We start from the raw sequence: 26870 nt of genomic DNA, 5'->3' as shown, positions 1-26870 counted from the left end.
GAGCAGGAGAAACACATGAACAAAAAGACCCAACTCGTTTTGGCCTGCTTGGCGGCCGCTTTGGTGGCGGCAGGCTGCGCCTCCGCCCCCTCGGTTGCCGAGCTCAACGCCCTGACCGACAAGATCGTCAAGGCTTCTTTTCGTGACCAGAGTCATGTAAAAGTGGAACGCATCACCGCCACCGACGAAACCAACCGCGTGTGCAGTGAAGCCGACGTGGCAGGCAAGCCCTTGGACGAAAAAACCGCCAAACGCATCGAAGAAGCCAACCTCAAAGCCATCAAATGGCCATCGGACGGCAATTTCATCGGTGACTGGAAGCAAGGTGAAGCCATTGCGCAAAGTGGTCGTGGCTTGACATGGACCGACTCGGCCACGGCCGTGAACGGTGGCAATTGCTACAACTGCCACCAGATGGACAAGAAAGAAATTTCTTACGGCACCATTGGACCGAGCCTGTACAACTACGGCAAGATTCGTGGCGTGACCAACCCCAACGATCCGGCCAGCAAAGCCATCGTGGAGTACACCTGGGGCAAGATCTGGAACGCCAAGGCCTACAACGCTTGCTCCAACATGCCTCGCGCTGGCCACATGGGCATCTTGAACGAAACACAGGTCCGCCACATCGTCGGCTTGTTGCTCGATCCCAAATCGCCCGTGAATCAATAAGCTCTGAAAAACCCGGTTCGCCGGGTTTTTTAGCTCCCTATATATCAGTGATTGCAAATATGAATCTCTCCAAACGCGAATTTATCCAGGTCATGGGTGCCGGCACGATGGCTGGCATGAGCATGGGCGCTTACGCCCAATCCAGCGCGAGCACAGCCGCCAATGGTTTGTATGACATCCCCAAGTTCGGCAATGTGTCTTTCCTGCACATGACCGATTGCCATGCGCAGCTCAAGCCGATTTATTTCCGTGAGCCCAGCATCAACTTGGGCATTGGCTCCATGCAGGGCAACCTGCCGCATTTGGTCGGTGAGTATTTGTTGCAAGTGGCCAAGATCCGCCCGGGCACGGCGGAGGCCCATGCGCTGACCTATCTGGACTACGAAAAAGCCGCCAAGCGCTACGGCAAGGTGGGTGGTTTTGCGCACCTGGCCACACTGGTCAAGCGCATGAAGGCCAGCCGCCCCGGCGCTTTGCTGCTCGACGGTGGTGACACCTGGCAAGGCTCGGGCACCAGTTTGTGGACCAACGGCCAAGACATGGTCGATGCCTGCAAACTCTTGGGCGTGGACGTGATGACCGGCCACTGGGAATTCACCCTGGGCATGGAGCGCGTCAAGGAAATCGTCGAAAAAGACTTTGCAGGCAAGGTCGACTTTGTGGCGCAAAACATCAAGACCAGCGACTTTGGCGACCCGGTGTTCAAGCCCTACGTGATCCGCGAGATCAATGGTGTGCCTTGCGCCATCATCGGCCAGGCCTTCCCGTACACCCCGATTGCCAACCCGCGGTACATGGTGGCCGACTGGGAGTTCGGCATCCAGGATGAGAACATGCAAAAGATGGTCGATGAAGCCCGTGGCAAAGGTGCCCAGGTGGTGGTCGTCATCAGCCACAACGGCATGGACGTGGACCTGAAGATGGCCAGCCGCGTGAGTGGCATCGACGCCATCATGGGTGGTCACACACACGACGGGATGCCCGTGGCCTCTATTGTGTCCAACAAGGGCGGCAAGACGCTGGTGACCAATGCCGGCTCGAATGGCAAGTTTTTGGGCGTGCTGGACTTCGAGGTCAAGGACAAAAAAGTCAGCGATTTCCGCTACAAGCTGCTGCCCGTGTTCTCCAACATGCTGCCCGCCGACAAAGAGATGGACGCCTTGATCACCAAGATCCGTGCGCCCTACGAAAGCAAGCTGGCCGAAAAACTGGCCGTAACAGATGGTCTGTTGTACCGCCGTGGCAACTTCAACGGCACGGGTGACCAGTTGTTGGTCGACGCGCTGCTGGACGTGCAAGGTGCCGAGATTGCGTTTTCGCCAGGCTTCCGTTGGGGGACAACACTTTTGCCGGGTCAAGCCATCACGCGCGAGTGGCTGCTCGACATGACCGCCACCACCTACTCGTACGCCACTGTGACCGAGATGACGGGTGAGACCATCAAGACGGTGCTGGAAGACGTGGCCGACAACCTGTTCAACCCGGACCCCTATTACCAGCAAGGCGGTGACATGGTGCGTGTGGGTGGTTTGAGCTACAGCTGCAACCCGGTGGCCACCGCAGGCAAGCGCATTGGTGATCTTCGCCTGAAAGGCCAGCTCATTGAATCGGGTAAAAAGTACAAGGTGGCGGGCTGGGCCCCGGTGGCCGAAGAAGCCCGTACCCAAGGCAACAAGCAAGTCTGGGATGTGGTTGAGACTTGGCTCAAGGCACAAGGCGGGCGCATCAAGCCTCGCCAACTCAACGCCCCCAAAATCATGGGCGCATTGCCCAACAAGGGCTACGCCGTTTGATGCGCAATGGCAGCGCCAGCTGGCGCTGCATCGTTGGAGGAGGGATCACCATGAAAAGAAGACAACTGTTGTGGGTCGGCGCTGCCATCGGTGGTGCGGCCATGTGGCCAGAGGCCCGATTGCTGGCGCAGCAAGCGCAGGAATTCATTGAGGGTCCGCCTGTGGCCGATATTCCGGCCAGGCAACTCTCGCCGCATGTCTGGATGGTGTTTTCTCCGGATGGTTTTCCAACCGTTGAAAACCGGGGCATGATGTCCAATGTGATCTTTGTCGTGACCTCCGCAGGCGTGGTGGTGATCGATTCGGGTGCTTCACTGCAAATTGGTCAAATGGCCATTCGCATGATCCGCAAGGTGACCGACAAACCCGTGGTGGCCGTGTTCAACAGCCACTACCACGGTGACCATTGGTTGGGCAACCACGCTTTTGTCAAAACCTATGGCAACAAACTGCCCATTTACGCACTGCCCAGCACCATTGAAAAACTCAAAGGCGCCGAAGGCAATTTGTGGCGCAGTCTGATGGAACGCTGGACCAACCAGTCCACCTTGGGCACGCAGGTGGTCTTGCCCAACACGCCGGTGCAGCAGGGCCAAGTCATCCAGATCGGAGACGTGAGCTTTCGCATGCACCACTATGGCACGGCCCATACACCGTCTGACCTGTGTGTCGAGGTTGTGCAAGACAAACTCACAGCGGTGGGTGATATCGCCATGGCCAACCGCATTGCCAACATGGACGAAGGTTCGTACGTGGGCACTTTCAAGTATTACAAGGCCTTGATGGCGGCCACGGGTGAACAAATGTGGGTGCCCGGCCATGGCCTGGGCAGCAAGGATTTGCTCAAGTCATATGGCGAGTTCATGGCGGGCATTTGGGAGCCTTGTTTGCAAGCCGTCAAAGACGGCAAGAGTGAAGCAGATGCCCGCAGCATGGTTCTCAAAGATGCTCGGGTGCAGGCACGAGCCAAGTCCATGCAGGGGTTTGAGGGCAACATTGGCAAATACATCAGCCTGGCGTATCTAGAGGCTGAAAAAGAAGCGTTTTGAGCCGATCAGCACGGATGTCATGACCGTTGTGCATGGACTGGGCACGGCCAGGTCCCGTGATTCAAAATAAAAATTCGGGGGGTGGGGATGACAAATTTCAATGCAAAACAGCCTGTTCAAGCCATGGGTTTGCTCTGGTTCAGAAGTCGCGATGATGTGACGCCCTTCATCAATGACACAGCGGTTCGCATTCGAGCGGGGATCATGATGGCGGTGCCTGTGTTCATGGTGTTCACCTTGTTGGACATTGTTTTTGGCACTCGCTGGGTGGTGACGGGTGAGGTCATCACTGACACGTTTGAGACCGATTTCGACGGACGCATTTTGTACATGGTTGAGGCGGTCAGACGCACTTATGACTACACCTTGCAGACAGGTATTTTGTTTTATGCTTTGTTTGAAATGCTGGCGGGCATGAGTGTCAAAACGGCTTATCTGTCGCCAACCATTTGGCTGTCCAGCTGGCTGGCCAGAAGGTCGAAAGCGGTTTGGAAGCCCTTGGCCCCTAAACGCTTTGCATGGACCATCGGCACATGCATGATCGGTTTTTGTTTGATTTTCTTCCATCCAGAAAAGTTCGCCGCCGCCGTGAATTTTGTGCTTCGAACGCCAGTGCTGCCCACCACCGAGCAATACCTGGCTCGATGGTTGCCCTTGGTGATGGTTTGGGTTTGCTTGGGCTTCATGTGGCTGGAGGCTGTGCTCGGGTATTGCCTTGGCTGTGAGTTACATGCCCTGTTGGTCAAGGTGGGCCTGTTCACACAAGAATGCGAAGCCTGTCATAACTTGGACTTTGGGCCTTCTTCTTAAAAGCCTTGCCCATTGAGCTTTGTGGTGAGGCGTTTTGCTGGGGTTCACCCTCTCTTTTGTGAATCCGCCCCATGGCTTTTTGTCTCGTTCAGTCCGACGGTTTTCTGGGGTAGAGTGTCCTGATGAACAGACGCTATTTATTGAAGGGCCTGTCCCTGGCGAGCCTGTCGGCGCTGTGGGCCAAGCCTGCCTTGGCGCAAAGGCCCAGAGTTTCCCGCTTGGTCATCGTGGGAGGGGCCGAAGATCGATTGAGAGATCGCCTTATTTTGCGCAAATTCACAGAATATTGCGGCGGCCCTATGGCCAAAATTCGCCTGATCACCGCCGCCAGTGGTGACCCCCAAGGGGTTTGGCAAAGTTACCAACAGGCCTTCAATGCCTTGGGTGTGCACGATGTGCAGCCACTGGATTTGTATGACCGGGACAGTGCCCAGTCACCCGAGGTGCAGGCGGGAATTTTGCAAGCCGATGGCCTGTTCATCAGCGGTGGTGACCAGTCCAAACTCATGGCCATTTTGTGGGGTACTTTGGCGTACCAATCCCTGCATCAGGCGTTTCATGCCAACGGGTGTTGTATTGGGGGTACCAGTGCGGGTGCAGCGGTCATGTCGCGTCACATGATTGCGCAAGGTCCGGCCGTGTTGCGTCCCAGCAAAGAGGCGGTGGACACCGACATGGGATTGGGGTTGTTGTCTCAGGCGGTGATAGACCAGCATTTTTCCGAACGCAGACGCTTGCCACGTCTCTTGTCCACACTGGCGATTCGACCGGATTTGCTGGGCGTGGGCATTGACGAGGACACTGCTTTGGTGATTGAGCCAGGCCAAGGCATTGAAGTGATGGGTCAAGGCAGTGTGACCTTGGTTGATCCGACACAAATGCGGTCGAACGTGGACGAGATTGAAGCGCTGGAGTCGATTGAAATGCTGGGTGTGCAGTTGCACATGCTGCCGGCGGGGCATCGCTACACATTGGGTTCGATGGCTCAAGATGCCAAGTCTGCACCTTTGCGCCGAGCCATTGAGCGGCTGGTGACCGTGGGCCCCATGAGGGCCTGATGGTGCCCCCGACAGGAATCGAACCTGTATCACTCCCTTAGGAGGGGAGAGTTCTATCCATTGAACTACGGTGGCAAGTTGTCTATTTTACGGGCGAAAGAGGGTGTTTGAATCGGCGAAAGCCGAAGTCGGCTGGTCAGGCTGTGGATGGGCAAAGATCGGCTGTACAGTGCACGACTCAGTCGGGGCGTGGTGGGTGGATATGATCCATTGAGTCAGTGGCCTTTCACAAGGCTTGTTTTGTCACATTTCCACCTTGCCTGTTGACCATGAATTTGGACACGCCCATTCCTGATCGCGTTGAAAAACCGACGCTGATCTACCCTTTTGAATCTGCACCGCAGCCGGGACAGTCCCTGGAGGTCGTGCCGGGGGTGCTTTGGATGCGGTTGTCTTTGCCGATCGCCTTGGACCACATCAATGTCTGGGCTTTACAAGACGAGGGGGGATGGGCAGTGGTGGACACTGGCATGCGCAACGAAACCACCATCGCGGCTTGGCAGGGGTTGTTGACTGGTTTGCCGCAGCCACAGCCCTTGACGCGGGTCCTGGTGACCCACATGCACCCTGACCATGTGGGCATGGCGGGCGCTTTGACCCGTCAATTCCATTGTCGCTTGTGGATGACGCGTCAGGAGTACCTGCATTGCCGTGTGTTAGCGGCCGATACGGGGCGGCAAGCTCCCGACGATGCCATTTCGTTTTTGCAACGGGCCGGTTGGGGCGAAGTGGCCATTCAAAATTATCGGGCACGGTTTGGTCATTTTGGAAAGTACATCCACCCCATGCCTGACAGTTATCGGCGCATGCAAGACGGTGAAGAAATTCGCATTGGTGAACATGTGTGGCGCGTGATTGTGGGGACGGGGCACTCGCCGGAGCATGCTTGTTTGTATTGTCCCGATCTCAAACTCTTGATTTCAGGTGATCAAGTGCTCCCCCGCATTTCCTCCAATGTGTCGGTGCACCCCACAGAGCCCGATGCCAATCCCATGCAAGATTGGTTGGCTTCGCTGGCCAAATTGCGGCGTGAAGTGCCCGACGATGTCTTGGTCTTGCCATCGCACAATGAATGCTTTCGGGGGCTGCACGCTCGGCTGGATTATTTGATGGCCTCTCAAAAGCGTTCCCTAGACCGCTTGCACAAAACCTTGAAAGAGCCTCGGCGGGTGGTGGACGTTTTTACGACTTTGTTTGGACGGCGGATTGACGAGTCCGATGCGGGTCTGCTGAATTTGGCCACGGGTGAAAGTGTGGCTTGTTTGAACTATCTGGTGTCTCAAGGCTTGGTCCGTCAAACCTTGGACGACAAAGGCGTGGCCCATTATCAGATGCGATGAAATTCTCCTTGAGAAAGAATTCAAAATGATCAAGTTTGTCCTTCCTTTTTTGCAAAATCGCATTGAACGGTCTCCACAGCGCTGCGATCTGGATTTTGAAGATTCACCTTTTGGTGTGGTGTTTGTCGAAGCAAAAACAGGCCGTTTCAAGCGTGTGAATGGTGTTTTTGCCAACTTGATGGGGCGTTCGGCCGATCAATTGCTGGGTGTGCGATGGCCTGACTTGTCGCCTTTGGCGCTGCAAAAAACACCTGTTTATGCGGAACAAGGGCCAGATCATTCGCGGCCATCACCCGATACCTGGGTGCAATCTTTTTTAACGGAACCCGGCAAATCCGTCGTGGCAGAGGTCTCGTGCTTGACGTCCATGAAAGATTCGCAAGATGAGCTTTTGTGGATTTACATCGTCAAAGACCTTGCTGACAAAATCGATGCACAAACTCAATTGCGGGTCAGTGAACAGCGCCACCGCGTGGTGGCCGACAGTGCACGCGATGTCATTTGGAGCATGAGTACCTTGGGTGAAATCACCTATGTCAGCCCTGCGGTTGAAAAGCTTCGGGGTGTGACGCCTGCAGAAGCCATGCAAATGCCCCTCCATGAAACACTGACGCCTCCATCGGCTGAGGTCAGCATTGCCTATTTTCAGCAAGTGGCCAAGGCGGTGCAGTGCGGAAAAACACCCGATAGTTTTCAAGGCGAGTTGGAGTATTTTCGCAAGGATGGTTCCACGTTTTGGACCGAGTGCCTGTCTTTTCCATTGATGGATACCCATGGCAATTTGGTTGAAATCGTGGGTGTGACCCGTGACATCAGTGAGAGAAAACACTACGAAGACTGCCTTCTTCAGGCCCGTCAGCAGGCTGAAATGGCCAACACGGTCAAAACCCGATTTCTCTCTCAAATCGGCCTTGCTGTGCAAACAGCGGTCAAGGATTTTCTACCGCACCTGAGCGCCACCGAGCCGGGTTCTGGCGGGGAGGGCGAGTTGAATTCAAAGTCGCTTCAAAAGGCGCAAAAGTCTGCCGCCTTTTTATTGAGCATGGCCCAGGATATTTTGGATTTCTCTCGTCTTGAAAACCGGGAATTGGTGTTGGTGCGTGAGCGATTTCAATTGTCCGATGTGTTGGAGACCTTGAATCGTTTGTGGGCCCAAGATGGGCCAGTGTCCAGACCCACCATCACCATCCATGTGGCCTCGGGTGTGTCCGATCATTATTCGGGTGATGCCTCGCGATTGGTGCAAGCCTTGTTCAACTTGCTGTGGGTTGCTGTTCAAAGTTCAGACTCGGGTTCTTTGGTGTTGCAGGTGGTGCATTTGGAGCGGGATCGGGATTTTGAAAATCTGCTGTTGACCGTTCGATCGCAAGCGGTTGACCCAAATTGTCATGGGCCAACCAGCGATGAGCGCCAGACGCAAGCTACATGTGGTGTTGTCGAGCAACAAAGGTCGATGGACTGGCATGTGGCCCTTTGCAAGCAGCTGGCTTTGCTGATGGGAGGCGATCTGCAAGCCCAGCCCGATGAGGATGGCAGAACCGTCTGGGGTTTGAAGCTTCGGCTTCAAGCGTGCAACGCTGGGGTCCATCGGACGCCAGAGGCCTTGGCGCGGTCTTGGCCTGGCACCCGCATCCTGGTGGTGGACGATCACCGTTCCATTCGGGATATTGTCAAACACGTTTTGGAAATGTCACAGGTCACGGTGGATGCGGCCGAAAATGGTTGGATGGCGCTGCAGATGATGGAAAGCCTCTCTTATGACCTGGTGTTGATGGATTTGCAAATGCCTGTGATGGGGGGGATGGATGCCACCCGCCATATTCGAAAGCAAGCCCGGTTTCAAAATTTGCCCATTGTGGCTTTGTCAGCTTCAGGTGATGACGATGAGCTTGAGCGGTGGAAGTCTGAGGGCATCACGGACCATTTGGTCAAACCTTTTGACTCTGAGCGATTGTGGTCCGTTGTGCAGCGACACTTGTCGGCCAAAAAAGTCGATTCGCCAAATTGAATGCATGACCCGATCGTCGGGCGGCTTCAGAGTGATCTTGTCTTGAAAAGCCAATGGGCCGCGCCATCGGGAATGCCACTGACGGGTCGACCTTGAAAAAATACCTGCAAGCTGGACCACTTGGGGCTGTGCACCAAAAATGGCGGATCGCCATAGACGCTGCGCGATGCCCCTGCCTTGAGTTCAAGGCTGGTCAGCTGATTTTGTTGGTCACGAACGCACAGGCTGACATCTTGCGAGGCTAAAAAGTGGATGTAATTGCCCGCCTTGATCGGATGGGCGGGTTCGTAAGCAAAGCTGGCGTGCCGAAGTTGGCCATCGCAGGCACTGACTTCTGGCTTGGGGGAGTGGGTCCAGGCGGTGCCTACGGCGGCTGAGCTGGGCATTGGCTGCAGGGCGTTCAAATTCAGCGAGGAGATGGCGATGTCGTCACTCGGGTCTGAATGAGGCTTTGCTGCATGGCCCGGCTCGGTTTGTGGCTTGCTCAGATTGAACAAGGGCTGCGCGTTTGGGGTGAATGCCAAACGCGGCCCCCACAGCTGCCAAGTCATCCAAGTCAGGCCACCCATCAGCAGCAAGGCGCTGGCTTGACGAGGGGTGATGAAACGAAAGCTTGGCCTGTGGCTTGGTGGTGTAACGGGGCCCAAGCTGGCAACTGTTGAAGTGCCCAGAGTCTGCTCAATGTTCTGCGGTTCATCAGGGGGAACCCATTCATGGCCTAATTTTTTGAGCAATTTGATGCCGGTATTGGCTTTGATCTGCGGGTTGTAGAAGCTGCCTGTACCGTGGCCTTCCAGTTCTTGGAGTTGGGCCAATGACAGGGCGTTGAGTCGAGCAAAGACCAAGCTGTCGGTTTTTGCTTTTTCTCTCAGTTGCTGAAGAAGCTGGGCTTCCTCTGTTCGCCAAATCAGGTTTGTATTCATGGTGCACCCTCTTCGAATCGAGCATGTTCCCAATGATTGAATGTCACGGCGTCGGCACAGTTCATGGCTTGTCGTTTGTCATGATGGCAAGGAGTGTTGCGCTTGGGCCCATGGCGTGATCTCTTTCAGGGAGTAATAAAGAGGATTTTAGAGTTACTTTTTTGAAATACTCAAGCCCCCTTAAGGCCACCCACCCCAGAGATGGTCGTCGTGTTTCAAAACTGCCGAGCCCATGGCGCTGCCCTGGAGTCCCAGGGGTATGGCTGCCCCTGATGGCGGGGTGGAGATCAGTCCTTGCGCACAGTAAAGATCAAGTCCAGCGCACTTTGCTGCCCCGCTTGCGCTCGCAGTGTCAGACGCCGCGAAAGGTCGTAAAAAATGTACAGACTGCCAAACGTGCCGCTCAGGCTGCTTTCATACGCCATGTAAAAGTCTTTGGACAGGCGCTTGCCCAGGGTGACAGCCGCGCCTGTGGCGTTGATGTCTGAGCGGCTGCCGCTGGCCAGTGAGATTTCGTCCAGGCCCAGACTGTTGGCCAATTCACCACTCAGGCTCTTGCCGTTGCCGCTCAACAGGACCAAAGCGGCTTGTTGCAGAACGGCCGATTCGGCCCCGCCGCTGGCCGCCGAGCGACCTAAAACAAGCCAAGCGAGCTTGTCGGCATCGGGCATCTCGGGGTCGGCGTAAAGGCGTATGCGTGGCAGCAAGGCGGTGCCAGACACCTGCACCCCGACACGCTGAGAGAGGTTGGGGCGCAGGGCAATGATGTCCAGATCGGGGTTGTCATAGGCCCCATTGAACCGCAGCACCCCGGTGTCGATGTCCAGTTGTTGGCCATACGCTTTGTAACGGCCACCTTCTGTGCGCACTTGGCCTGTCAACCTGGGCAGTCCCCGTGTGGCGCTGTTGCTGACCAGAAGGACTTGCCCGGCCAGACGCGTTTGAAGTCCTTGGCCTTGCACCTGAAAGTCCGATCCCAAGTCCAAGCGAATTTGGACATCGGGTGTGCCCAACCAGGATGTGGCGCTGGTGTGAGGGATTTTGGCAGGAGGGGTGATTTCGGTTCGCACCACCTTCACATCACTGCTCAGGCTGGGTGTGCTTTCTTCGGGCAAGATGAACAGGGCCTGGTCTGCTTGCACCAGACCCGACATGCGCCATTGCCCTTTGTCCATTTCGGCTGTGACCTCACCCGAGACGGCCAAGCGCCGATCGGCCCGGTTACTCACGCGCAGGCCCTTGGCTTGCATTTTCAGCAGCAGTTTGGCACTGCCCATGGGGTTGGCCAGCTCAAAAGCCGCGTTGCTGGCTTGCCAACCCAGCTGCCCTTGGGCCTGCAACTCACCACCTTGAGTGCCCGCACCGCGCAGATTCAATCGCTCCAAAATCAGTTGCTGCCCTTGCAAATGTGCGATCAGTTGGCCTTGGCTGAATTCGATGCCTTGCACCGCTGAGCGAACGGCCAGGTTGTCGGCTTGCAAACGGCCCTGCCACTGAGGCTGGCTGCGCGTGCCCGACAGCTCGACGCGGGAAGCCAAAGTGCCTTGAACGCGCCAGCCCGGTGGGGCCAGCAAAGACCAAGCCCCGACTTGTGGCAAATTGGCCTCGATCCAGCCCTGCACGGGCGCTTGTGCTGACCACTGCACACCTGCATCCGACCAATTCAATTGCGTGCTGGCTTGGGCTTTGACAGTGCCCATGTGTTCACTGTCCCAGTTCAGCGTGGTGTCCAGTGCCGAGCCATGGAGGTTCAGTTGCAAGCGGGCGTCACGCAGGCCCGCAGGCAGCCGTTGGCCTGGCATGCTGTCGGTCAGGATGCGCAAGTCACCCCGGCTGCGTTGAATTTGGGCGCTCATGCTCAATTGGGGTTGGGTGCGCATTTGCCATTGACCTTGCAGCAGCACATCACTTTGCATGTCAGCCCCAAGCAGTCCTGGTAGCCATGCCAAAGGCACGTCCTCCCATCGGGCTGCAGCTTGGGTTTGCGCCGCTGCGCCTGAGCCCATCGATTGCCACAAGCCCGCTTCCAGGAACAGCTTGGCCAAGCCTGGTGATGGGCCTTGCACCAGCCATTGCGCTGCATCCCACTGCACACGGCTTGGGGGCATGGCGAGTCGGGCTTGCCAAAGCCAGGGTTTTTGCAATTCCACTCGCCATGGGCGAGAACCCGATGGCACCGCCGCCTCCAGGCGAAAACTTTGTACCTGACCACGCCAATCTGGGCTCGTGGGGTCGTTGCGGTTGGCCGACATCTGGGTTTTCAGGTTGAGCGTGTCGTTGCCATGTGCCAAGCCCAAGTCGGCTTGGGCCTGCAGTTCTTTCAAATGGCCTTGGATTTGAATTTGCCCTGATCGTAGCAACCAAGGCGTCGCTTTGGCTGGGCTGTACTGCAGGCGCGGCGCGGACATGGTGACTTGGATGGCTGTGTCAGCCTGGTCAAATCCACCTTGCCAATCGGCTTTGATTTGACCCCGTCCGGACGCCTGCAGGCCTTGTATTGCGGGGGCCAAAAAAGGAAAACGCAACAGCCAGGCCAGGCTTTGTTGGGCATCTTGGACATCGACCTCCAGTCGGCCTTGGCCCTGGTTGGGCGCACCAAGGCCCTGCACTTGGGCTTGAAGTCCAGGCAAGCTCAACTGTGCCTGGCCTTGCAAGGATTGTTGCTGGGGGTGGTATTTGAATTGGCCGTTGAGCCGCGCTTGAGCGGCCTCCAAGTTCAAGCTGCGGATGTCCCATTCTTGCGGGGACCACTGACCTTGAAGTTGCAGATGCTGCCATTGCAGTGGGTTGCTGCTGTTTGGGGGCGCGGTGGGTGTGCCCGACCGTGAAGAGGGCACCACACTCAGGTCTGCCGACAAGGCGATGGGGCCAATGCCCGTGTCGCTGGCTTTGAGCTGGCCTTGCACGGGCGGGCCGGCCAAGGCGGTGTGCAACTGGGCCGGTGTCAGTGCTTGGAGCTCAATGTGGCCAGTCCAGCCTTTGGCGGTTTGTTGTCCAGCACCTGCCAACTGCCCCCCCGCCAACTGTGCTTTGGCCTGTGACACGGTCCAAAGACCTTGTTGGTAATCGGCTTGGAGCGTGAGTTGCGACGCGGGCAAGCGTTGCTGGTCCCAGGGGCCTGCATGCGTGTTTTGCCATTCGGTGTCCAAGTGCCAGCCCTGGCCATCGGGCGTGAGTTGGGTTTGTCCGCTCAGTCGGGTTTGGGGGGCACCAGGCCACAAGAGGGCCAAGTCCAAGGCTTGGGCTTGCAGCAGCGCCTGCACGACAGGTTGCGCTTGCCAGGGCTGAAGGCGGGCTTGCATTTGCAGTGCCATGGCCTCGAGAGGCGCGTTTGCATTTTTTCGGGTGGTGGGCTTGGAGGGGGCGAGTTGGGCTTGCGCGGTCAGCTCGGCCTTGTCACCAGAAAGCGGACCTTGCACCGAGGCCTCCAGTGACAGCACACCGGCCTTTTGAGCCCACGGGTCCGCTAGTTGGATCTGTCCTTGGATGCGCATGTCCAAAGCCATGGGGGCCACCGCTTGCAATTGCGCGGTCCCGCTGTACTGCCCCTTGGCCACTTGGCCTTCGTCCAGGGTGAGCGTGTGCAAGCGCTGGTCGTAGCCATAGTGGCCGCGCAGACCGGTGGCCACGGCTTGTGCTTTGTTGTGCCAAGTGATGCGGTCGATTTGCCAGTCCAATTGCACAGGCATGGGCAAGGTCAGTGAACTCAGGGCGGAAGTGGAGGACGCGGGGCTTTGGTCGTCGAGGTGCAATGCGCCCACACGCAAGGACTGGATGGGCCAAGGTTGATGCCAAAAACGGGACCAATCAAGTTGCACATGGGCTTGGTTCAGCTCGATGCGCAAGCCATTTTTTTCCCACACGAGTTGGCCAATCGGGCCGCCTTGTTGCAAATTGCCCGAAACTTCCAGTGCTTGCAAGCGCTGACCTGCGGGCAGCGCCCAGTTCACCCCTTTGATCACAGCGCCCAAAGAGCCTGAAGTGCCTGACCACAGCCACAAAGCCCATGCCAAACCCATCAAAACCAAAGGGCCCAGCAAAGCCGACAAGGCCATGGCTGAGCCCGCACGCCAAAAGGCGAACCGTCGCAAGGTCGGTGGGGCCGGGGAGGGCGTGGGAGGAGGCGTCAAAATGTGAATCCCACATTCATGTGCAAGCGCAGTTTGTGCACGGATTGACCATAAGCCAAATCAATGCGAACAGGCCCCACCGGGCTGCGCCAGCGGGCCCCCACGCCCATGCCCACTCGGGCTTTGAGCTGCTGGGTGGCATTGGTCACGGTGCCCGCATCGATAAACACAGCGCTCTCCCATTCGCTGCGTTGGTGATTCACCGTGATGGGCCTTTGCCACTCCAGACTGCCCGTGGCCAAGTAGCGACCGGCCAGCACCAAACCATTGGCCTGTTCGATGCCAATGCTGCCAGGCGCATAGCCCCGCACACTGTGGTCACCACCGGCCAAAAACAGCTGGGTCGATGGCAACTCGTTGGAGTTCTTGCTCACCACACCGCCCAGTTCGGCCCTCAACGACAAGCGCCCCGCCTTGTCCCCCAAGGGCTGCAAAAACAATCCCTTGGACAACCAGCGAACGTAGGGAATTTTTTGGTTGCCCAAGGTGAAACCAGCCCCCAACTCAACGCCCCAGCCCAGCCCCTGATTGGGAAAAGGCAGGCTGTCAAAGTTGCGCCAAGTCCAGGCGTAATTGCCGCTGATGGACTCTTGTTGTCCCCCAAGTCCATCTAGATTGATTTCTGCCGCATCGTATTGGGCATAGTACGAGCGGTCGATGCGCTCACCCAATTGGGTGCGACCCGCACGCCAGCGCTGGCTGTTGACCAGAAAACCGGTCAGTTTTTCTTGCTCCAGTTTGAGTGAGGTGTTCCAACGCCAAAGGCTGCTGTCGGGGGGGGCCAACAGGTCCAGGCCTGCGCTTTGCAGCTGCTTGTCCCAAGCCAATTTGCTGACCGAGCGCCAGCCCAGACCCGGAACTTGGTGGTGGGTGTGTTCCGCGGTGAGGCGTGCACCACTGTCACTTCGCACGCCCACACCCAAGACCCATTTTTGTCGCATGGCCTCTTTCAGTTCAATTTTCACCGGGGCCGCTTGCGCAGGCCCTTCCGAGTCAAGACTGACAAACACCGAGTCATAGAAACCGCTGGTCACCAAGCGCTGCTGCGCTTCGAGCAATGCGCTCTGGCTGTAGAGGGTGCCCAGGGGCAAGCGGGCCAATCGTTGGACCTGTTCGCTGCCATAGTGTGCTGTGCCGCTGATGTTCGTTGGCCCCAACAAAACCGAGGGCCCTGAATCGAAACTCAGGCTCAGCTGGACTTGGTTGCTGGTGGCATCCACCAAGGCCTGACTGCCCACCATGCGGCCCCATGGGTAGCGTTGGGCCAACAGTTGGCGCAGTGCCTGCGTTTTGGCACGGGTCCAGTCGGCCTGTGTAAAGGGCTCCCCTTCAGGCAAAGTCCATCCTTGAACGATCTCTTGTTTTTGTGTCAAGGCTTGCTCGTTTTGAGCAATATCGCCTTGCCACTGCCACTGCACTTGGGCGATGCGGGCAACGGGACCTGTGACCACGGACAAGTGCACCCGTCTGGCCGCTGTGGCACCTTCTGCAGGTGTTTGTGTCCAGGCGATTTGCGGGTTGAAAAAACCCAAAGTCGCCAGCAAGTCACGCACCTGCACATCGGCATCCAGGAGCAAACGGGACAACTCGGTGTCATCCAAGTCATTCAGACTGGCATAGCGTTGCAAGGCCAAATGTTGCTCCAGCCAAAGGCGGATGCTTTTGTCTTCGGTACTCACCACCAAATCAAAGGCTGGGGGGGAAGGAGAGGGTGGCGTGTCGGCCACGCAGGCTGTGGCCAATGTCAGGCCAAACAGCAAGGTGCAGGCGGCACGACTGAGGCCTGTCTTGCGCGGCCCAAAGGCCTGGCCACCTCGTGGGGTCATTGAAAAGATGGCCAGCAACGCTGGCCGTTTCATTTGCTCAGCATGCGCATCGCATCTTCCAGGCCCTTGAGGGTCAGTGGAAACATGCGGTTGCTCATCAGCTGCTGGATGATGGAGATGCTTTGGCGGTATTGCCACACGCCTTGCGGCTCGGGGTTGATCCAGGCGAACTTGGGGAAAGTGTGGGTCAGGCGTTGCAGCCATTCGGCCCCGGCTTCTTCGTTGTTGTATTCAACGCTGCCGCCTTTTTGCAAAATCTCATAGGGGCTCATGGTGGCGTCCCCAATGAAAATCAGCTTGTAGTCCTTGTTGTACTTGCGCAAGATGTCCCAGGTTGGAAACTTCTCGGCGTAACGGCGCTTGTTGTTCTTCCACATGAAGTCATAGACGCAGTTGTGGAAGTAATAAAAATCCAGGTGCTTGAACTCGGCCTTGACGGCCGAGAACATTTCTTCGACGCGGGCAATGTGTTCGTCCATGGTGCCGCCCACGTCCATGAGCAGCAGCACTTTCACATTGTTGTGGCGCTCTGGCCGCATCAAGATGTCGAGGTAACCCGCGTTGGCCGCGGTTTTGCGGATGGTACCGTCCAGATCGAGTTCTTCCACCGAGCCTTCACGCGCAAAGCGGCGCAGGCGGCGCAGCGCCACTTTGATGTTGCGCGTACCCAGCTCTTGGCTGTCGTCATAGTCTTTGTAGGCCCGCTGGTCCCAGACCTTGACCGCGCTTTTGTTGCCGCCCTTGCCGCCGATGCGGATGCCTTGTGGGTTGTAGCCGCCGTTGCCAAAGGGCGAGGTGCCGCCGGTGCCGATCCACTTGTTGCCGCCCTCGTGGCGTTCCTTTTGTTCTTCGAGGCGCTTCTTGAGGGTCTCCATCAACTCGTCCCAGCCCATCTTCTCGATGGCGGCTTTTTGCTCGGGCGTGAGTTCCTTTTGCAGGATTTTTTCCAGCCAGTCGAGCGGCACGTCCTTGGTGAAGTCGGTCAGCATCTCCACGCCCTTGAAGTAAGCGCCGAAAGCCTTGTCGAACTTGTCGAAGTGCTTTTCGTCCTTGACCATCACGGTGCGGGCCAGGTGGTAAAAATCGTCGATGCTGCAGGCATCAGACGCCGGGCCCACCACATTGGCCTGCAGTGCTTCGAGCAGCGTCAGGTATTCGCGCACAGACACAGGCAATTTGGCAGCGCGAAGGGTGTAGAAAAAATCGATCAGCATGACGTCTTTCTGTCCTCAGGCTCGCAGGCGTGCGAGTTGGTAGTCCAAGTGCGTTTTCACATTGGGCCATTCACTGGCAATGATGCTGTAAACGCAGGTGTCGCGCAGTGCGCCAGCGCCCAAAGGGTGCGGGTTGATCTGGTGGCTGCGCAGCACGCCGTCCAGTTTGGCACCCAAACGCTCGATGGCGCGGCGGCTTTGTTGGTTGAAAAAATGCGTGCGGAACTCCACCGCGATGCAGTTCAGTTGCTCAAAAGCGTGAGCCAGCAGCAGGCGCTTGGCCTCCGTGTTGAGCGGGCTGCGCTGCACGCTTTGGCGGTACCAGGTCGAGCCGATTTCGACCCGGCGGTTGGCCGCGTCGATGTTCATGTAAGTGGTCATGCCCACGGCCTGGCCAGTGGCCGGGTCGATGACGGCAAACGGGCACATGCTGCCCTTGGCCTGCAAGTCCAGGCGGCGGCTGATTTCAGCCGCCATGCCTTCGGGTGTGGGGATGGCGGTGTACCAGTGGTTCCACAGCTCACCGTCGCGCACGGCTTCCACCAGGGCGTCATGGTGTGCGTGCGACAGTTGCACAAGCTGCACGTGCCGAGCCGAGAGACTGATGGGTGAGGTCCAAGGATTCATGATGGGTCGCTGTCGTGGTGTTTGGCTTTTTGTTTGCCGCGCCAATAGCGGGCCAAGTGCAAACCCGCTCCACCGCCTAAGCCCACCAGCAAAATGCCGCCAATGCTGGCGTTGTCGTAACCGGCGCTGAAAATATTCAGCCCCAACCATTGGCCTGCCCAGTAACCGGCCAAAGCACCGCCGACAAAACCAACAGCGTCCGAGATGCCTTCCATGAAAGGGTTGGGAGTGGTCATGGGATCTCGTTCAACGGTTGCGCTGGTTCATGAAGACCAGCTTTTCAAACAAGGTCACGTCCTGCTCGTTTTTGAGCAAGGCACCCACCAGCGGAGGCACTGACAATTTTTGGTCTGCGCTTTGCAGGGCTTCGAGTGGAATGTCTTCGGCCACCAGCAGCTTGAGCCAATCGAGCAGTTCGCTGGTTGATGGCTTTTTCTTCAAACCGGGCAAGTTGCGCACGTCGTAAAAAGTCTTGAGGGCCAGGGCCAGCAGGTCTTTTTTGAGCGTGGGGAAGTGCACATCCACGATCTGGCGCATGGTGTCCGCTTCGGGGAACTTGATGTAGTGGAAGAAGCAGCGGCGCAAGAAGGCGTCAGGCAGCTCTTTTTCGTTGTTCGAAGTGATGAAGACCAGCGGGCGGGTCTTGGCCTTGATCAATTGGCGTGTCTCGTAGCAATAAAACTCCATGCGGTCGATCTCACGCAGCAGATCGTTCGGGAACTCGATGTCGGCCTTGTCGATCTCGTCGATCAGGATGGCCACAGGCGTCTCGGAGGTGAAGGCCTGCCACAGAACACCCTTGATGATGTAGTTCTCGATGTCCTTGACCTTTTCTTCACCCAGTTGGCTGTCACGCAGACGGCTCACGGCGTCGTATTCGTACAGGCCTTGCTGGGCCTTGGTGGTGGATTTGATGTGCCACTGCAGCAGGGGCAAACCCAAGGCCTCGGCCACTTCTTCGGCCAACATGGTTTTGCCAGTCCCAGGCTCACCTTTGACCAAAAGGGGGCGTTTGAGGGTGATGGCGGCGTTCACCGCCAGCATCAGGTCGGGTGTGGCGACGTAGTTTTCGGTACCTTGGAATTTCATGGTGGACAGTTCTCAAAAACAGGAATGAAGCTTGTCAGGATTATGAGGGCCAGCCCGATATAATCCGCAGTTGATTTTTATCAATCATTTGGATTGTGTGAGCAAAATGAACAAGCTGTTGACCTCGATGTTTGCCTTGGCTGTCGCTTCTGTGACCGCCGTTTCCGCCCATGCCCAGGAAATCAAGGGCGATGCCAAAGCTGCAGAGCAAAAAATTGCCATGTGCATTGGCTGCCACGGTATTCAAGGCTACCAAGCCAGCTTTCCTGAGGTCTATCGCGTTCCGATGATTTCTGGTCAAAACGCCAAGTACATCGTTTCCGCGCTCAATGCCTACAAAAAAGGCGAGCGCAAGCACCCCACCATGCGCGGCATTGCCGACACTTTGACAGACCAGGACATGGCCGATCTGGGTGCCTACTATGAATTGCATGGCAAAACCGAGCCTGTGACCAAGGCACCCAAGGCGCCCGATGCCAAAGTCGCTGCTTTGTTGCAAAAAGGTGCCTGCATTTCTTGCCACGGTGACAACTTCGCCAAGCCCATTGACCCGAGCTACCCCAAAATTGCAGGCCAGCACAAAGATTTTCTGTTTGTGGCGCTCAAGTCCTACAAGGTTGAAAACCAGGCCACATGGGGCCGCAACAATGGTGTGATGGGCGGCATTGCCAAGCAGTTCTCCAATGCAGAACTCAAAGCCATGGCCTCATACATTGGTTCTTTGGAAGGCGACATGAAAGTGGTGCCGCAGTCCAAATTCCGCTGAACTGTCTGAACCTGATACCCAACAAAAAACCCGCTGCTGCGGGTTTTTTGTTGTCTGTTCGCCTGGGTTCGTGGGCCCTGGCCTCAGTCTTGGGTGGCGTTGCGCTGCACACAGGCGATGTAGGACTCGCCGTCTGGCATGCGGCCTGAGCGCTGACTTTCAAAGATCATGCTTCCGAGGCATTCCATGGCCCGGTGGTGCGCGTCGTGCAGCGAGTTGAGCCGATGCGTCAGCAATTCCACGGCCTGCCGGATACCCCGGGGTTGGTCGATGCTGGATTGTTCGCTGATCGACAGGTGCATTGAGAGGTGCAAAAACGGGTTGGTCCGGTTCGGGTCGTCGCTCAGCATGTTGGCCAGGGCGGCATCGACGTCGGCGAGTTCGGCATGGTATTCGGGGTGCTCATCGATCCACTGGCTGACCAGCATTTCCATGGGTTCGAGCGTTGCAGTCGTGCGGGCTTTGGCGTAAACACCACAAAAAAAGCGCCGGACATCGGCTTGAGAAGGTTGAATCAACATGGTTCAAAAAAGCAGTAAAACCGACCGATCGGTCGGTTAATGACATAAAATCTGAAAGTCAGCACAATACTGCATGTTAAACGCAGACACTTCCATCACCTTCCAGAGACAAACATGAATCAAGCCTTTATTTGCGACGCGATCCGTACCCCCTTTGGCCGCTATGGCGGTGCCCTGAGCAGCGTGCGCACCGACGACCTGGGTGCAGTGCCCCTGCGTGCCTTGATGGCCCGCAACCCCAACGTGGACTGGGCCGCAGTGACCGACGTGCTGTACGGCTGCGCCAACCAGGCGGGTGAAGACAACCGCAACGTGGCCCACATGGCCAGCTTGCTGGCGGGTTTGCCGATTGACGTGCCCGGTGCCACCATCAACCGCCTGTGCGGCTCGGGTCTGGACGCCATTGGCACCGCCGCCCGCGCCATCAAGGCCGGCGAAGCCGGTTTGATGATCGCCGGTGGTGTGGAAAGCATGAGCCGCGCCCCGTTTGTGATGCCCAAGGCCGAAACGGCCTTCAGCCGCAACAACGCGGTGTACGACACCACCATTGGCTGGCGCTTCATCAACAAGCTGATGAAAGCCCAGTACGGCGTGGACTCCATGCCAGAGACCGCCGAGAACGTGGCCACCGACTACAAGATCGAGCGCGAAGCGCAAGACCTGATGGCCTACAACAGCCAACTGCGCGCTGTGGCCGCCATCAAGGCAGGTCATCTGGCTCGCGAGATTGTGGGCGTGAGCATTCCCCAGAAAAAGGGTGACGCGATCATCGTCGACACCGACGAACACCCGCGTGAAACCAGCCTCGAAGCGCTGGCCAAACTCAAAGGCGTGGTGCGCCCGGACGGCACCGTGACCGCAGGCAACGCCTCGGGTGTGAACGACGGCGCTTGCGCTTTGTTGCTGGCCGACGAAGCCACCGCTGCCAAAAACGGCCTGACCCCCAAAGCCCGCATCGTGGGCATGGCCACGGCCGGTGTGGCCCCACGCGTGATGGGCATTGGCCCTGCGCCCGCCACGCTCAAAGTGCTGGCCCAAACGGGTTTGACCATCGACCACATGGACGTGATCGAGCTGAACGAAGCCTTTGCAGCGCAAGGTCTGGCCGTGATGCGCATGCTGGGCCTCAAAGACGACGACGCCCGCGTGAACGCCTGGGGCGGCGCGATTGCCTTGGGTCACCCGCTGGGTGCTTCGGGTGCCCGCTTGGCCACCACCGCCATCAACCGCCTGCAGCAAACCGCTGGCCGCTACGCACTGTGCACCATGTGCATCGGCGTGGGCCAAGGCATTGCGTTGATCATCGAGCGGGTGTGATCCTCGTTTAGCTCGCAGTTCGTAGGTCGGCACCTTCAGGTCCGACATGAAGCGTGGTGGGCAGTTGCCGTTTGAAAATGTCGCCTCGCGAGAGAGTGGCTGTTGGACCTGAAGGTCCGACCTACAAGAAAGCTGTCTGACCGGCCACGCTCAAATTACATGGTGCTCGTTGATGGGTTGCCGTTTTGCCACCAGCCCCTTCGGGGGCTTTTTTCTGCCTGCTCAAGCTCCTCGGCACTGACTTCGATTTCAAGGCGCAGCAGCGCCGCGCCCATGGCTTTGCCCAGGTTGTCGAGGCGCAGGTTGCGTGCACCGCCGCCTTGCAAAGCGCCGTGCAGAACGAACTTCATGGCCAAAATGTTGGGCAAAGGCCAGGCGTCCACTTGGCCCGGTAGCCATGGCGCAAAGTGGGCCTGCACTTTGGCGGCCGTGACTTCGCGTTCCAAGAGGCGATAGCCCGCCTCGTTCCAGGCAAACAGGCCAAAGTCCACCCAGTCGGCTTTGTCGCCGCTGCGGGCGTGGGCGATGCGGGCCAAGGGAATTTTCACAAGGGGTGAGGTCATGCGCCGGGCTCCAGAATCTCAACACGGGCTTGAACACGGTCACGCGCAATCAAGGTGGGCCAAATGCCCAGCAAGGCGCTGGCGCTGTTCATGCCTTGAAAGCCGCAGGTGTAAGCCGGGCCACTCAACGCCATCCAGGGGAACAATCGGCCAAAGCCATCGGCCACGGCTTTGGAGCGGGTGCGAAGCACAATGCGCACCCAGATCTCGGCGCGCTCGTTTAACTCGGCCGCTGGCGGCAAAGGTGCCAGTGGGCCGTGCGCCGAATTCAGCCCCGGGTATTCCACAAACAGCTCGTCAAAAGGCATTTGGCGCTCTTTGAGTTGGCTGCGGACCATGGCCTCGGCTGCCTGCACCTTGTCCCACGCATCGGGCCATGAAAAGCCCCAGCTGACCTCGGCCTTGAAGCCGTCCTGAAAACCGGCCACCACTTTGAGCTGATCGGTGGGGGCGCTGCCCTGGGCCCCGGTCAAGCGCACGCGGTGCTGGCCCTCGTCGTGCAACTGAATCTGACCCATGTCGAGCACCACATCGGGCGAAAAATACGCATGCGGGTTGTGCACCTCGTACAGCAGTTGTTGGCGCACGGTGTCAAAGTTGACCAGGCCACCCGTATCGGGTGCTTTGGTGATGAAAGCCGTACCGTCCGGCCAGACCTCGGCAATCGGGTAGCCAATGTGCGCCAAGTCCGGGATGTTTTGCCAGCTGCCTTGGCTGCCAAAGTTGCCGCCGCTGCCTTGGCCAGAGCATTCGAGCAAATGCCCCACCGTCAGGCCCTGCGCCAGTCGGTGAAAGTCTTCAGGGGTGGCCGCATCGGCGAGCTTCCAGCCCAGCGCGTGCACCAGCGGCCCCAGAAACAGCGCGGCATCGGCCACGCGCCCGGTGATCACAATGTCGGCCCCTTGGTCCAGTGCGTCCACGATGGGTTGTGCGCCCAAATAGGCATTGCCAAACACCAGCCGCTCGCGCACGCTGGCCACGTCGGCGCCGTTCATCATGTGGTCAAAGCCTTCGCTGGGTGCTTGCAGTTGGGCCAGCACATCGTCGCCGCTCACCACCGCAATGCGCGGGTGCCAGCCTGCGGCGGCCAAGGCTTTTTGCACCGCCTGCGCCGCGCCCATGGGGTTGAGGCCGCCCGCGTTGCAAACGAAGCGCACACCACGCGGCTGCATCAGGGGCCACAGGCGCAAAAGCATGGGCAACACATCGCGGGCGTAACCCAGTGTGGGGTCGCGTTGTCGGTCTTTTTGCAAGATGGCCAGCGTCAATTCGGCCAGGTGGTCACTGGCGATGAATTGCACCTGGCCGCGTTCGATACTGGCGACCACGGGCTCCCAGTTGTCCCCGTAGAACCCGAGCCCGGATCCGATGCGTATGGCATTTGTCATGAAGGGATATTGAAGCCTTGTGTGTGAGTTCGAATGGGGGACAACCCCTAGGGAAAGTCTCGTGTAAGACATGCACAATCGCACGATCGTTCGCAAATGCTTTTTCGGCACTTCAAGAGTGTCCAATCAGCGCGTGAACATGGCCAGACAGAACCAAGAGGAGACAGGCGTGCAATTGCTGCAACTGCTGATCAGCGGTGTGGCCCAGGGCTGTATTTACGGACTCATTGCCCTGGGTTTCGTGCTGATTTACAAGGCCACCGAAACGGTGAGCTTTGCCCAGGGCGACCTGATGATGGTGGGGGCTTTTTCGGGCCTGGCTGCCATGACGCTGCTGGGCTTTCCCTTTTGGATTGCGGTGCCCGCAGCCATCGTGGCCATGGGCATTTTTGGTGTCTTGGTCGAGCGCCTGGTCATTCGCCCCATCCTCGGACAACCGGCTTTTTCCATCGTCATGCTGACCATTGGTGTGGGCTATGTGCTGCGCGGCCTGATCACCATGATCCCCGACGTGGGCACCGACACCCACACCATGCCCGTGCCCTATGCGGGTGAGGTGTTGCGCCTGGGTGGCTTGGTGATCGCGGCCGAGCAAATGGTGGTGATCGGCGCCACCGGCATCTTGTGCCTGGGCCTGTTTGCCATGTTCAAGTACAGCAAGCTGGGCATCGCCATGCAGGCGGCCTCGCAAAACCAGTTGGCCGCTTATTACATGGGCATCCCGGTCAAACGTATCAATGGTCTGGTCTGGGGCTTGGCGGCCGGTGTGGCGGCGGTGGCCGGTCTGCTCTTGGCACCCATCACTTTTGTGCACGCCAACATGGGCTTCATTGGCCTCAAAGCTTTTCCGGCTGCGGTGGTGGGGGGCTTTGGCAGTTTGCCCGGTGCCATCGTGGGCGGTCTGGTGATTGGCATCGTCGAGTCGCTCTCGGGCTTTTATCTGCCCGAAGGTTTCAAGGACATCGCGCCCTACATCGTGGTGTTGCTCATGCTGGTGCTCAAGCCCAATGGCTTGTTCGGCGAGCAACTGCGCAAGAAAGTCTGAGGCTCCGGCATGCGTTTCATCTTCAAAACCGAATACAACCAGGACATCACCCTGGCCAAACACGGCGGCCATGTGTTCTGGTACAGCTTGCTCGCCATCTTTTTGGTGGTGGCACCCTGGGCCGTGCCCGAGTACTGGCTGGCGCAGCTGACCTTTGTGCTGATCTACGCGGTGGTGGGCCTGGGTCTGATGCTGCTGGCGGGTTTCACGGGTCTGTTCTCGCTGGGTCACGCCGCGTTTTTGGGCGTGGGAGCTTACACCCAGGCTGTCATGGTCAATGCCGGGGTGCCGTTTCCGCTGGCGCTGGTGTGTGCGGGCGTGTTCTCGGCCATGGCGGGCGTGATCGTGGGCCTGCCTGCGCTGCGCGTCAAAGGCATTTACCTGGGCATGGCCACACTGGCTTTCGGCTTTATTGTTGAAGAGGGCATGGCCCGCTGGGAAAGCGTCACGGGCGGCAATGCGGGCCTGATGGTCAGCTACCCCAAGCTGGGCGGCTGGACACTGGACAGCACCGAAGAGTTTTACTTCCTTTGCCTGGTGGTGACGGTGGGCGCCACGCTGGCCATCGTCAACCTGCTGCGCTCGTCCACGGGCCGCGCTTTTGTGGCCATCCGTGACTCCGAAATTTCGGCGCAAAGCATGGGCATCCACCTGGCGCGTTACAAGACCTTGTCATTTGCCTTGTCAGCTGCACTGGCGGGCATTGGCGGCGCTTTGTACGCCCACAAAATCCAGTTCCTCTCGCCCGAGCAGTTCAGCATCATCCAGTCGATTGACTTGCTCTTGATGGTGGTGATCGGTGGCCTGGGCTCAATCCACGGGGCCTTTTTGGGTGCGATTTTCCTGATCGTCATGCCGCAGCTGATTTCCTTGGGCAAGGACTTTTTGCCAGCCGCGATTGGTGGTGCTGCCGGTTTGCAGGGCACGGTCTACGGCATGGTTCTGATCGCCTTTGTGTTGTTCGAGCCCATGGGCCTGTATGGGCGCTGGCTCAAGGTACGCACCTGGTTCCAGTTGTTCCCGTTTTACCGCCGTGGCCTGTTCAAGCGCCAGAAATCGTTCCAGAAATCGGACCGCCTGAAATGAACGCAGACATTCTTTTATCCGCACAAGAACTGAGCGTGCGCTTTGGCGGTGTGCTGGCCGTGAACAAGGTCAGCTTCGACGTCAAGCGCGGCGAGGTCTTCACCCTGATCGGCCCCAACGGCGCAGGCAAGACCACCGTCTTCAACCTGATCAGCCGCATCTACACGCCCACCACGGGCGTGATCGACTACGCTGGGCCACAAGGCACGCTGCGCCTGACCGACCAGCAGCCGCACCAGATTGCAGGCTTGGGCATTGCCCGCACGTTTCAGAACATTGAATTGTTCGAGCACGCCACCGTGCTGCAAAACCTGCTGATTGGCCGCCACACACACCGCAAGACAGGCGTCTGGAGCGAGATGTTCTTCAGCAGCAAAACCCGCGCGGCCGAGATCGAGGCGCGTGAAAAAGTCGAGGAAGTGATTGATTTTCTGGACCTGCAACACCACCGCGACTCGATGGTGGCTGGCCTGCCGTACGGCGTGCGCAAAGTGGTCGAGTTGGCGCGGGCCTTGTGCACCGAGCCGAAATTGCTCTTGCTCGACGAGCCGTCGTCAGGCCTGAATGTCGAAGAAACCGAAGACATGGCGTTCTGGATTTCGGACATCAAAAACGAGCTGGGCATCACCGTGCTCATGGTCGAGCACGACATGAGCCTGGTGTCCAAAGTGTCCGACCGCGTGTTGGCCATGAGCCAGGGCGAAGAACTGGCCACCGGCACGCCCAGCCAGGTGCAAAGCGACCCGGGTGTGATCGAGGCCTATTTGGGCTCGGTGGACGATGTGTCCAGCCTGCGCCGCGAAAACTATGTGCCCGGAGGTGCCGCATGAGCGCAGCCAACCCCATTCTGAACGCGGCCGCTGAGCCCGTTTCTGACAACGTGATGCTCAAGCTGCTCAACGTGGAGAGCGCCTACGGCCCGATCAAGGCCATCCGTGGCGTGAGCCTGCAGGTGCGCCAAGGCGAAATCGCCACCGTGCTTGGCTCCAATGGCGCGGGCAAGACCACCATCCTCAAAACCATCAGCGGCATCATCGACCCGCGCAAGGGCTCGATCGAGTTCAAAGGCCAGAGCATCACCGCGCAAGACCCGGCCATCATCGTGCAGCGCGGCCTGATGCATGTGCCCGAAGGCCGCGAGGTGTTCCCGCTGCTGTCGATTCGCGACAACCTGCTCATGGGGGCCTTCACCCGCAAGGACCGCGATGGCGTGGCCCGAGACATGGAAGCCGTTTACAACTACTTCCCCATTCTGCGCGAGCGGGCTGCGCAAGACGCGGGTTTGCTCTCGGGCGGACAGCAGCAGATGCTGGCCATCAGCCGCGCCCTCATGGCCAACCCCGATTTGATCTTGCTGGACGAGCCCAGCTTGGGCCTGAGTCCCAAGTTGACGAAGGAAATCTTTGAGATCGTGGTGCGCATCAACCGCGAGCGCGGCACCACCATCTTGCTGGTGGAGCAAAACGCCAACATGGCGCTCAATGCCTCGGACTACGGCTATGTGCTGGAAAACGGTCGCATCGTCATGGAAGACAGCTGCGCCCGCTTGCGTGAAAAGGACGACATCAAGGAGTTCTACTTGGGCATGAAGGAAGAAGGCGTGCGCGCTGACCGCCGCTGGAAAAAGAAGAAAACCTGGAGATAA

General features: G+C 58.2%; 23 protein-coding genes and 1 tRNA gene. 13 read left to right on the top strand and 11 right to left on the bottom strand.

All coding sequences use genetic code 11. The annotated features are described in order from the left end of the window. The first annotated feature begins 15 nt into the window (after window positions 1–15). From soxX to AMM41_RS02900, 5 genes are all read left to right on the top strand, one after another. The gene (soxX, locus tag AMM41_RS02920; protein ID WP_089952879.1) at window positions 16–672 is read left to right on the top strand and encodes a sulfur oxidation c-type cytochrome SoxX; all 657 of its coding nucleotides are present in this window, start codon (window positions 16–18) and stop codon (window positions 670–672) included. Window positions 673–731: 59 nt separating this feature from the next. Then, complete coding sequence (gene soxB, locus AMM41_RS02915; protein WP_089952878.1) at window positions 732–2465, top strand: thiosulfohydrolase SoxB; 1734 nt, start codon at window positions 732–734, stop codon at window positions 2463–2465. 50 nt (window positions 2466–2515) lie between these two features. Continuing rightward, on the top strand, window positions 2516–3514 hold the full coding sequence (locus AMM41_RS02910) for an MBL fold metallo-hydrolase (protein WP_089953571.1): 999 nt from the start codon (window positions 2516–2518) through the stop codon (window positions 3512–3514). Window positions 3515–3601: 87 nt separating this feature from the next. Continuing rightward, window positions 3602–4324, top strand: coding sequence for a DUF4395 family protein (locus AMM41_RS02905; RefSeq protein ID WP_089952875.1), 723 nt, complete (start codon window positions 3602–3604; stop codon window positions 4322–4324). A gap of 122 nt (window positions 4325–4446) precedes the next feature. After that, on the top strand, window positions 4447–5382 hold the full coding sequence (locus tag AMM41_RS02900; RefSeq protein ID WP_089952873.1) for a cyanophycinase: 936 nt from the start codon (window positions 4447–4449) through the stop codon (window positions 5380–5382). Here AMM41_RS02900 and AMM41_RS02895 read toward each other — a convergent pair. Next, window positions 5383–5457, bottom strand: a tRNA-Arg gene (locus AMM41_RS02895). A 194-nt stretch (window positions 5458–5651) separates the two neighbouring features. Between AMM41_RS02895 and AMM41_RS02890 the strand changes: the two genes are divergently transcribed. Continuing rightward, complete coding sequence (locus tag AMM41_RS02890) at window positions 5652–6722, top strand: MBL fold metallo-hydrolase (protein WP_089953568.1); 1071 nt, start codon at window positions 5652–5654, stop codon at window positions 6720–6722. Window positions 6723–6747: 25 nt separating this feature from the next. Continuing rightward, a complete protein-coding gene (locus AMM41_RS02885; protein WP_089952871.1) occupies window positions 6748–8730 on the top strand; it encodes a response regulator in 1983 nt (660 codons plus the stop codon). 26 nt (window positions 8731–8756) lie between these two features. On the opposite strand, the gene AMM41_RS02880 is transcribed toward AMM41_RS02885, so the two are convergent. The 7 genes from AMM41_RS02880 to AMM41_RS02850 form a co-directional block, all read right to left on the bottom strand. Then, entirely contained in the window at window positions 8757–9653 is an 897-nt protein-coding gene (locus AMM41_RS02880; protein ID WP_089952870.1) for a hypothetical protein, read from the bottom strand. A 287-nt stretch (window positions 9654–9940) separates the two neighbouring features. Next, on the bottom strand, window positions 9941–13744 hold the full coding sequence (locus tag AMM41_RS02875; protein WP_194944589.1) for a translocation/assembly module TamB domain-containing protein: 3804 nt from the start codon (window positions 13742–13744) through the stop codon (window positions 9941–9943). Between the two features lie 35 nt (window positions 13745–13779). Beyond that, the gene (locus tag AMM41_RS02870) at window positions 13780–15609 is read right to left on the bottom strand and encodes an autotransporter assembly complex protein TamA (protein WP_194944588.1); all 1830 of its coding nucleotides are present in this window, start codon (window positions 15607–15609) and stop codon (window positions 13780–13782) included. 29 nt (window positions 15610–15638) lie between these two features. After that, the gene (locus tag AMM41_RS02865; protein WP_089952864.1) at window positions 15639–16823 is read right to left on the bottom strand and encodes a vWA domain-containing protein; all 1185 of its coding nucleotides are present in this window, start codon (window positions 16821–16823) and stop codon (window positions 15639–15641) included. A gap of 15 nt (window positions 16824–16838) precedes the next feature. Continuing rightward, window positions 16839–17450, bottom strand: a complete 612-nt coding sequence (locus tag AMM41_RS02860; protein ID WP_089952862.1) for a GNAT family N-acetyltransferase — start codon at window positions 17448–17450, stop codon at window positions 16839–16841. Next, window positions 17447–17686: a hypothetical protein gene (locus AMM41_RS02855; RefSeq protein WP_089952859.1), complete on the bottom strand. Its 240-nt coding sequence runs from the start codon at window positions 17684–17686 to the stop codon at window positions 17447–17449. Before AMM41_RS02855 ends, AMM41_RS02860 begins: the two co-directional genes overlap by 4 nt. 10 nt (window positions 17687–17696) lie before the next feature. Beyond that, a complete protein-coding gene (locus AMM41_RS02850) occupies window positions 17697–18539 on the bottom strand; it encodes an AAA family ATPase (protein WP_089952857.1) in 843 nt (280 codons plus the stop codon). A gap of 106 nt (window positions 18540–18645) precedes the next feature. Between AMM41_RS02850 and AMM41_RS02845 the strand changes: the two genes are divergently transcribed. After that, window positions 18646–19305 (top strand): c-type cytochrome, encoded by a 660-nt coding sequence (locus tag AMM41_RS02845; protein ID WP_089952855.1) that lies wholly within the window; start codon window positions 18646–18648, stop codon window positions 19303–19305. An 83-nt stretch (window positions 19306–19388) separates the two neighbouring features. Here the strand turns inward: AMM41_RS02845 and AMM41_RS02840 are convergent, their stop codons facing one another. Continuing rightward, window positions 19389–19823 carry a DUF1841 family protein gene (locus tag AMM41_RS02840; protein WP_194944606.1) on the bottom strand — a complete coding sequence of 145 codons (435 nt, stop codon included), beginning with the start codon at window positions 19821–19823 and terminating at the stop codon, window positions 19389–19391. 117 nt (window positions 19824–19940) lie between these two features. On the opposite strand from AMM41_RS02840, the gene pcaF reads away from it, so the two are divergent. Beyond that, window positions 19941–21143, top strand: a complete 1203-nt coding sequence (pcaF, locus tag AMM41_RS02835; RefSeq protein WP_089952851.1) for a 3-oxoadipyl-CoA thiolase — start codon at window positions 19941–19943, stop codon at window positions 21141–21143. 155 nt (window positions 21144–21298) lie between these two features. Here pcaF and AMM41_RS02830 read toward each other — a convergent pair whose 3' ends face one another. Together AMM41_RS02830 and AMM41_RS02825 are read right to left on the bottom strand one after the other, a co-directional pair. Beyond that, entirely contained in the window at window positions 21299–21706 is a 408-nt protein-coding gene (locus AMM41_RS02830) for an AtuA-related protein (protein ID WP_089952849.1), read from the bottom strand. After that, window positions 21703–23094, bottom strand: a complete 1392-nt coding sequence (locus tag AMM41_RS02825; RefSeq protein WP_089952847.1) for an acyclic terpene utilization AtuA family protein — start codon at window positions 23092–23094, stop codon at window positions 21703–21705. Before AMM41_RS02825 ends, AMM41_RS02830 begins: the two co-directional genes overlap by 4 nt. Before the next feature lie 169 nt (window positions 23095–23263). On the opposite strand from AMM41_RS02825, the gene AMM41_RS02820 reads away from it, so the two are divergent. The 4 genes from AMM41_RS02820 to AMM41_RS02805 are packed head-to-tail and all read left to right on the top strand — an operon-like array spanning window position 23264 to window position 26870. Then, a complete protein-coding gene (locus AMM41_RS02820; RefSeq protein ID WP_062407557.1) occupies window positions 23264–24139 on the top strand; it encodes a branched-chain amino acid ABC transporter permease in 876 nt (291 codons plus the stop codon). A 9-nt stretch (window positions 24140–24148) separates the two neighbouring features. Further along, entirely contained in the window at window positions 24149–25225 is a 1077-nt protein-coding gene (locus AMM41_RS02815) for a branched-chain amino acid ABC transporter permease (protein WP_089952846.1), read from the top strand. After that, window positions 25222–26055: an ABC transporter ATP-binding protein gene (locus tag AMM41_RS02810; RefSeq protein WP_089952844.1), complete on the top strand. Its 834-nt coding sequence runs from the start codon at window positions 25222–25224 to the stop codon at window positions 26053–26055. Before AMM41_RS02815 ends, AMM41_RS02810 begins: the two co-directional genes overlap by 4 nt. Further along, entirely contained in the window at window positions 26052–26870 is an 819-nt protein-coding gene (locus AMM41_RS02805) for an ABC transporter ATP-binding protein (RefSeq protein ID WP_089952841.1), read from the top strand. Before AMM41_RS02810 ends, AMM41_RS02805 begins: the two co-directional genes overlap by 4 nt.

The organism is Limnohabitans sp. 2KL-3 (genome assembly GCF_001269405.1).
In the GTDB taxonomy this organism is placed as follows: Bacteria; Pseudomonadota; Gammaproteobacteria; order Burkholderiales; family Burkholderiaceae_C; genus Limnohabitans_A.
Note: the sequence above shows the minus strand (reverse complement) of the source record. Positions and strands in the feature narration are given on the sequence as shown.

Excerpts from the sequence above, each read along its gene's own strand:
- AMM41_RS02830 (WP_089952849.1), bottom strand. The coding sequence starts at position 21,706 with ATGACCTCACCCCTTGTGAAAATTCCCTTGGCCCGCATCGCCCACGCC.
- AMM41_RS02805 (WP_089952841.1), top strand. The coding sequence starts at position 26,052 with ATGAGCGCAGCCAACCCCATTCTGAACGCGGCCGCTGAGCCCGTTTCT.
- pcaF (WP_089952851.1), top strand. The coding sequence starts at position 19,941 with ATGAATCAAGCCTTTATTTGCGACGCGATCCGTACCCCCTTTGGCCGC.
- AMM41_RS02885 (WP_089952871.1), top strand. The coding sequence starts at position 6,748 with ATGATCAAGTTTGTCCTTCCTTTTTTGCAAAATCGCATTGAACGGTCT.
- AMM41_RS02905 (WP_089952875.1), top strand. The coding sequence starts at position 3,602 with ATGACAAATTTCAATGCAAAACAGCCTGTTCAAGCCATGGGTTTGCTC.
- AMM41_RS02815 (WP_089952846.1), top strand. The coding sequence starts at position 24,149 with ATGCGTTTCATCTTCAAAACCGAATACAACCAGGACATCACCCTGGCC.
- AMM41_RS02845 (WP_089952855.1), top strand. The coding sequence starts at position 18,646 with ATGAACAAGCTGTTGACCTCGATGTTTGCCTTGGCTGTCGCTTCTGTG.
- AMM41_RS02825 (WP_089952847.1), bottom strand. The coding sequence starts at position 23,094 with ATGACAAATGCCATACGCATCGGATCCGGGCTCGGGTTCTACGGGGAC.
- soxX (WP_089952879.1), top strand. The coding sequence starts at position 16 with ATGAACAAAAAGACCCAACTCGTTTTGGCCTGCTTGGCGGCCGCTTTG.
- AMM41_RS02865 (WP_089952864.1), bottom strand. The coding sequence starts at position 16,823 with ATGCTGATCGATTTTTTCTACACCCTTCGCGCTGCCAAATTGCCTGTG.
- AMM41_RS02870 (WP_194944588.1), bottom strand. The coding sequence starts at position 15,609 with ATGACCCCACGAGGTGGCCAGGCCTTTGGGCCGCGCAAGACAGGCCTC.
- AMM41_RS02900 (WP_089952873.1), top strand. The coding sequence starts at position 4,447 with ATGAACAGACGCTATTTATTGAAGGGCCTGTCCCTGGCGAGCCTGTCG.
- AMM41_RS02910 (WP_089953571.1), top strand. The coding sequence starts at position 2,516 with ATGAAAAGAAGACAACTGTTGTGGGTCGGCGCTGCCATCGGTGGTGCG.
- AMM41_RS02810 (WP_089952844.1), top strand. The coding sequence starts at position 25,222 with ATGAACGCAGACATTCTTTTATCCGCACAAGAACTGAGCGTGCGCTTT.
- AMM41_RS02890 (WP_089953568.1), top strand. The coding sequence starts at position 5,652 with ATGAATTTGGACACGCCCATTCCTGATCGCGTTGAAAAACCGACGCTG.
- AMM41_RS02850 (WP_089952857.1), bottom strand. The coding sequence starts at position 18,539 with ATGAAATTCCAAGGTACCGAAAACTACGTCGCCACACCCGACCTGATG.
- soxB (WP_089952878.1), top strand. The coding sequence starts at position 732 with ATGAATCTCTCCAAACGCGAATTTATCCAGGTCATGGGTGCCGGCACG.
- AMM41_RS02880 (WP_089952870.1), bottom strand. The coding sequence starts at position 9,653 with ATGAATACAAACCTGATTTGGCGAACAGAGGAAGCCCAGCTTCTTCAG.
- AMM41_RS02860 (WP_089952862.1), bottom strand. The coding sequence starts at position 17,450 with ATGAATCCTTGGACCTCACCCATCAGTCTCTCGGCTCGGCACGTGCAG.
- AMM41_RS02855 (WP_089952859.1), bottom strand. The coding sequence starts at position 17,686 with ATGACCACTCCCAACCCTTTCATGGAAGGCATCTCGGACGCTGTTGGT.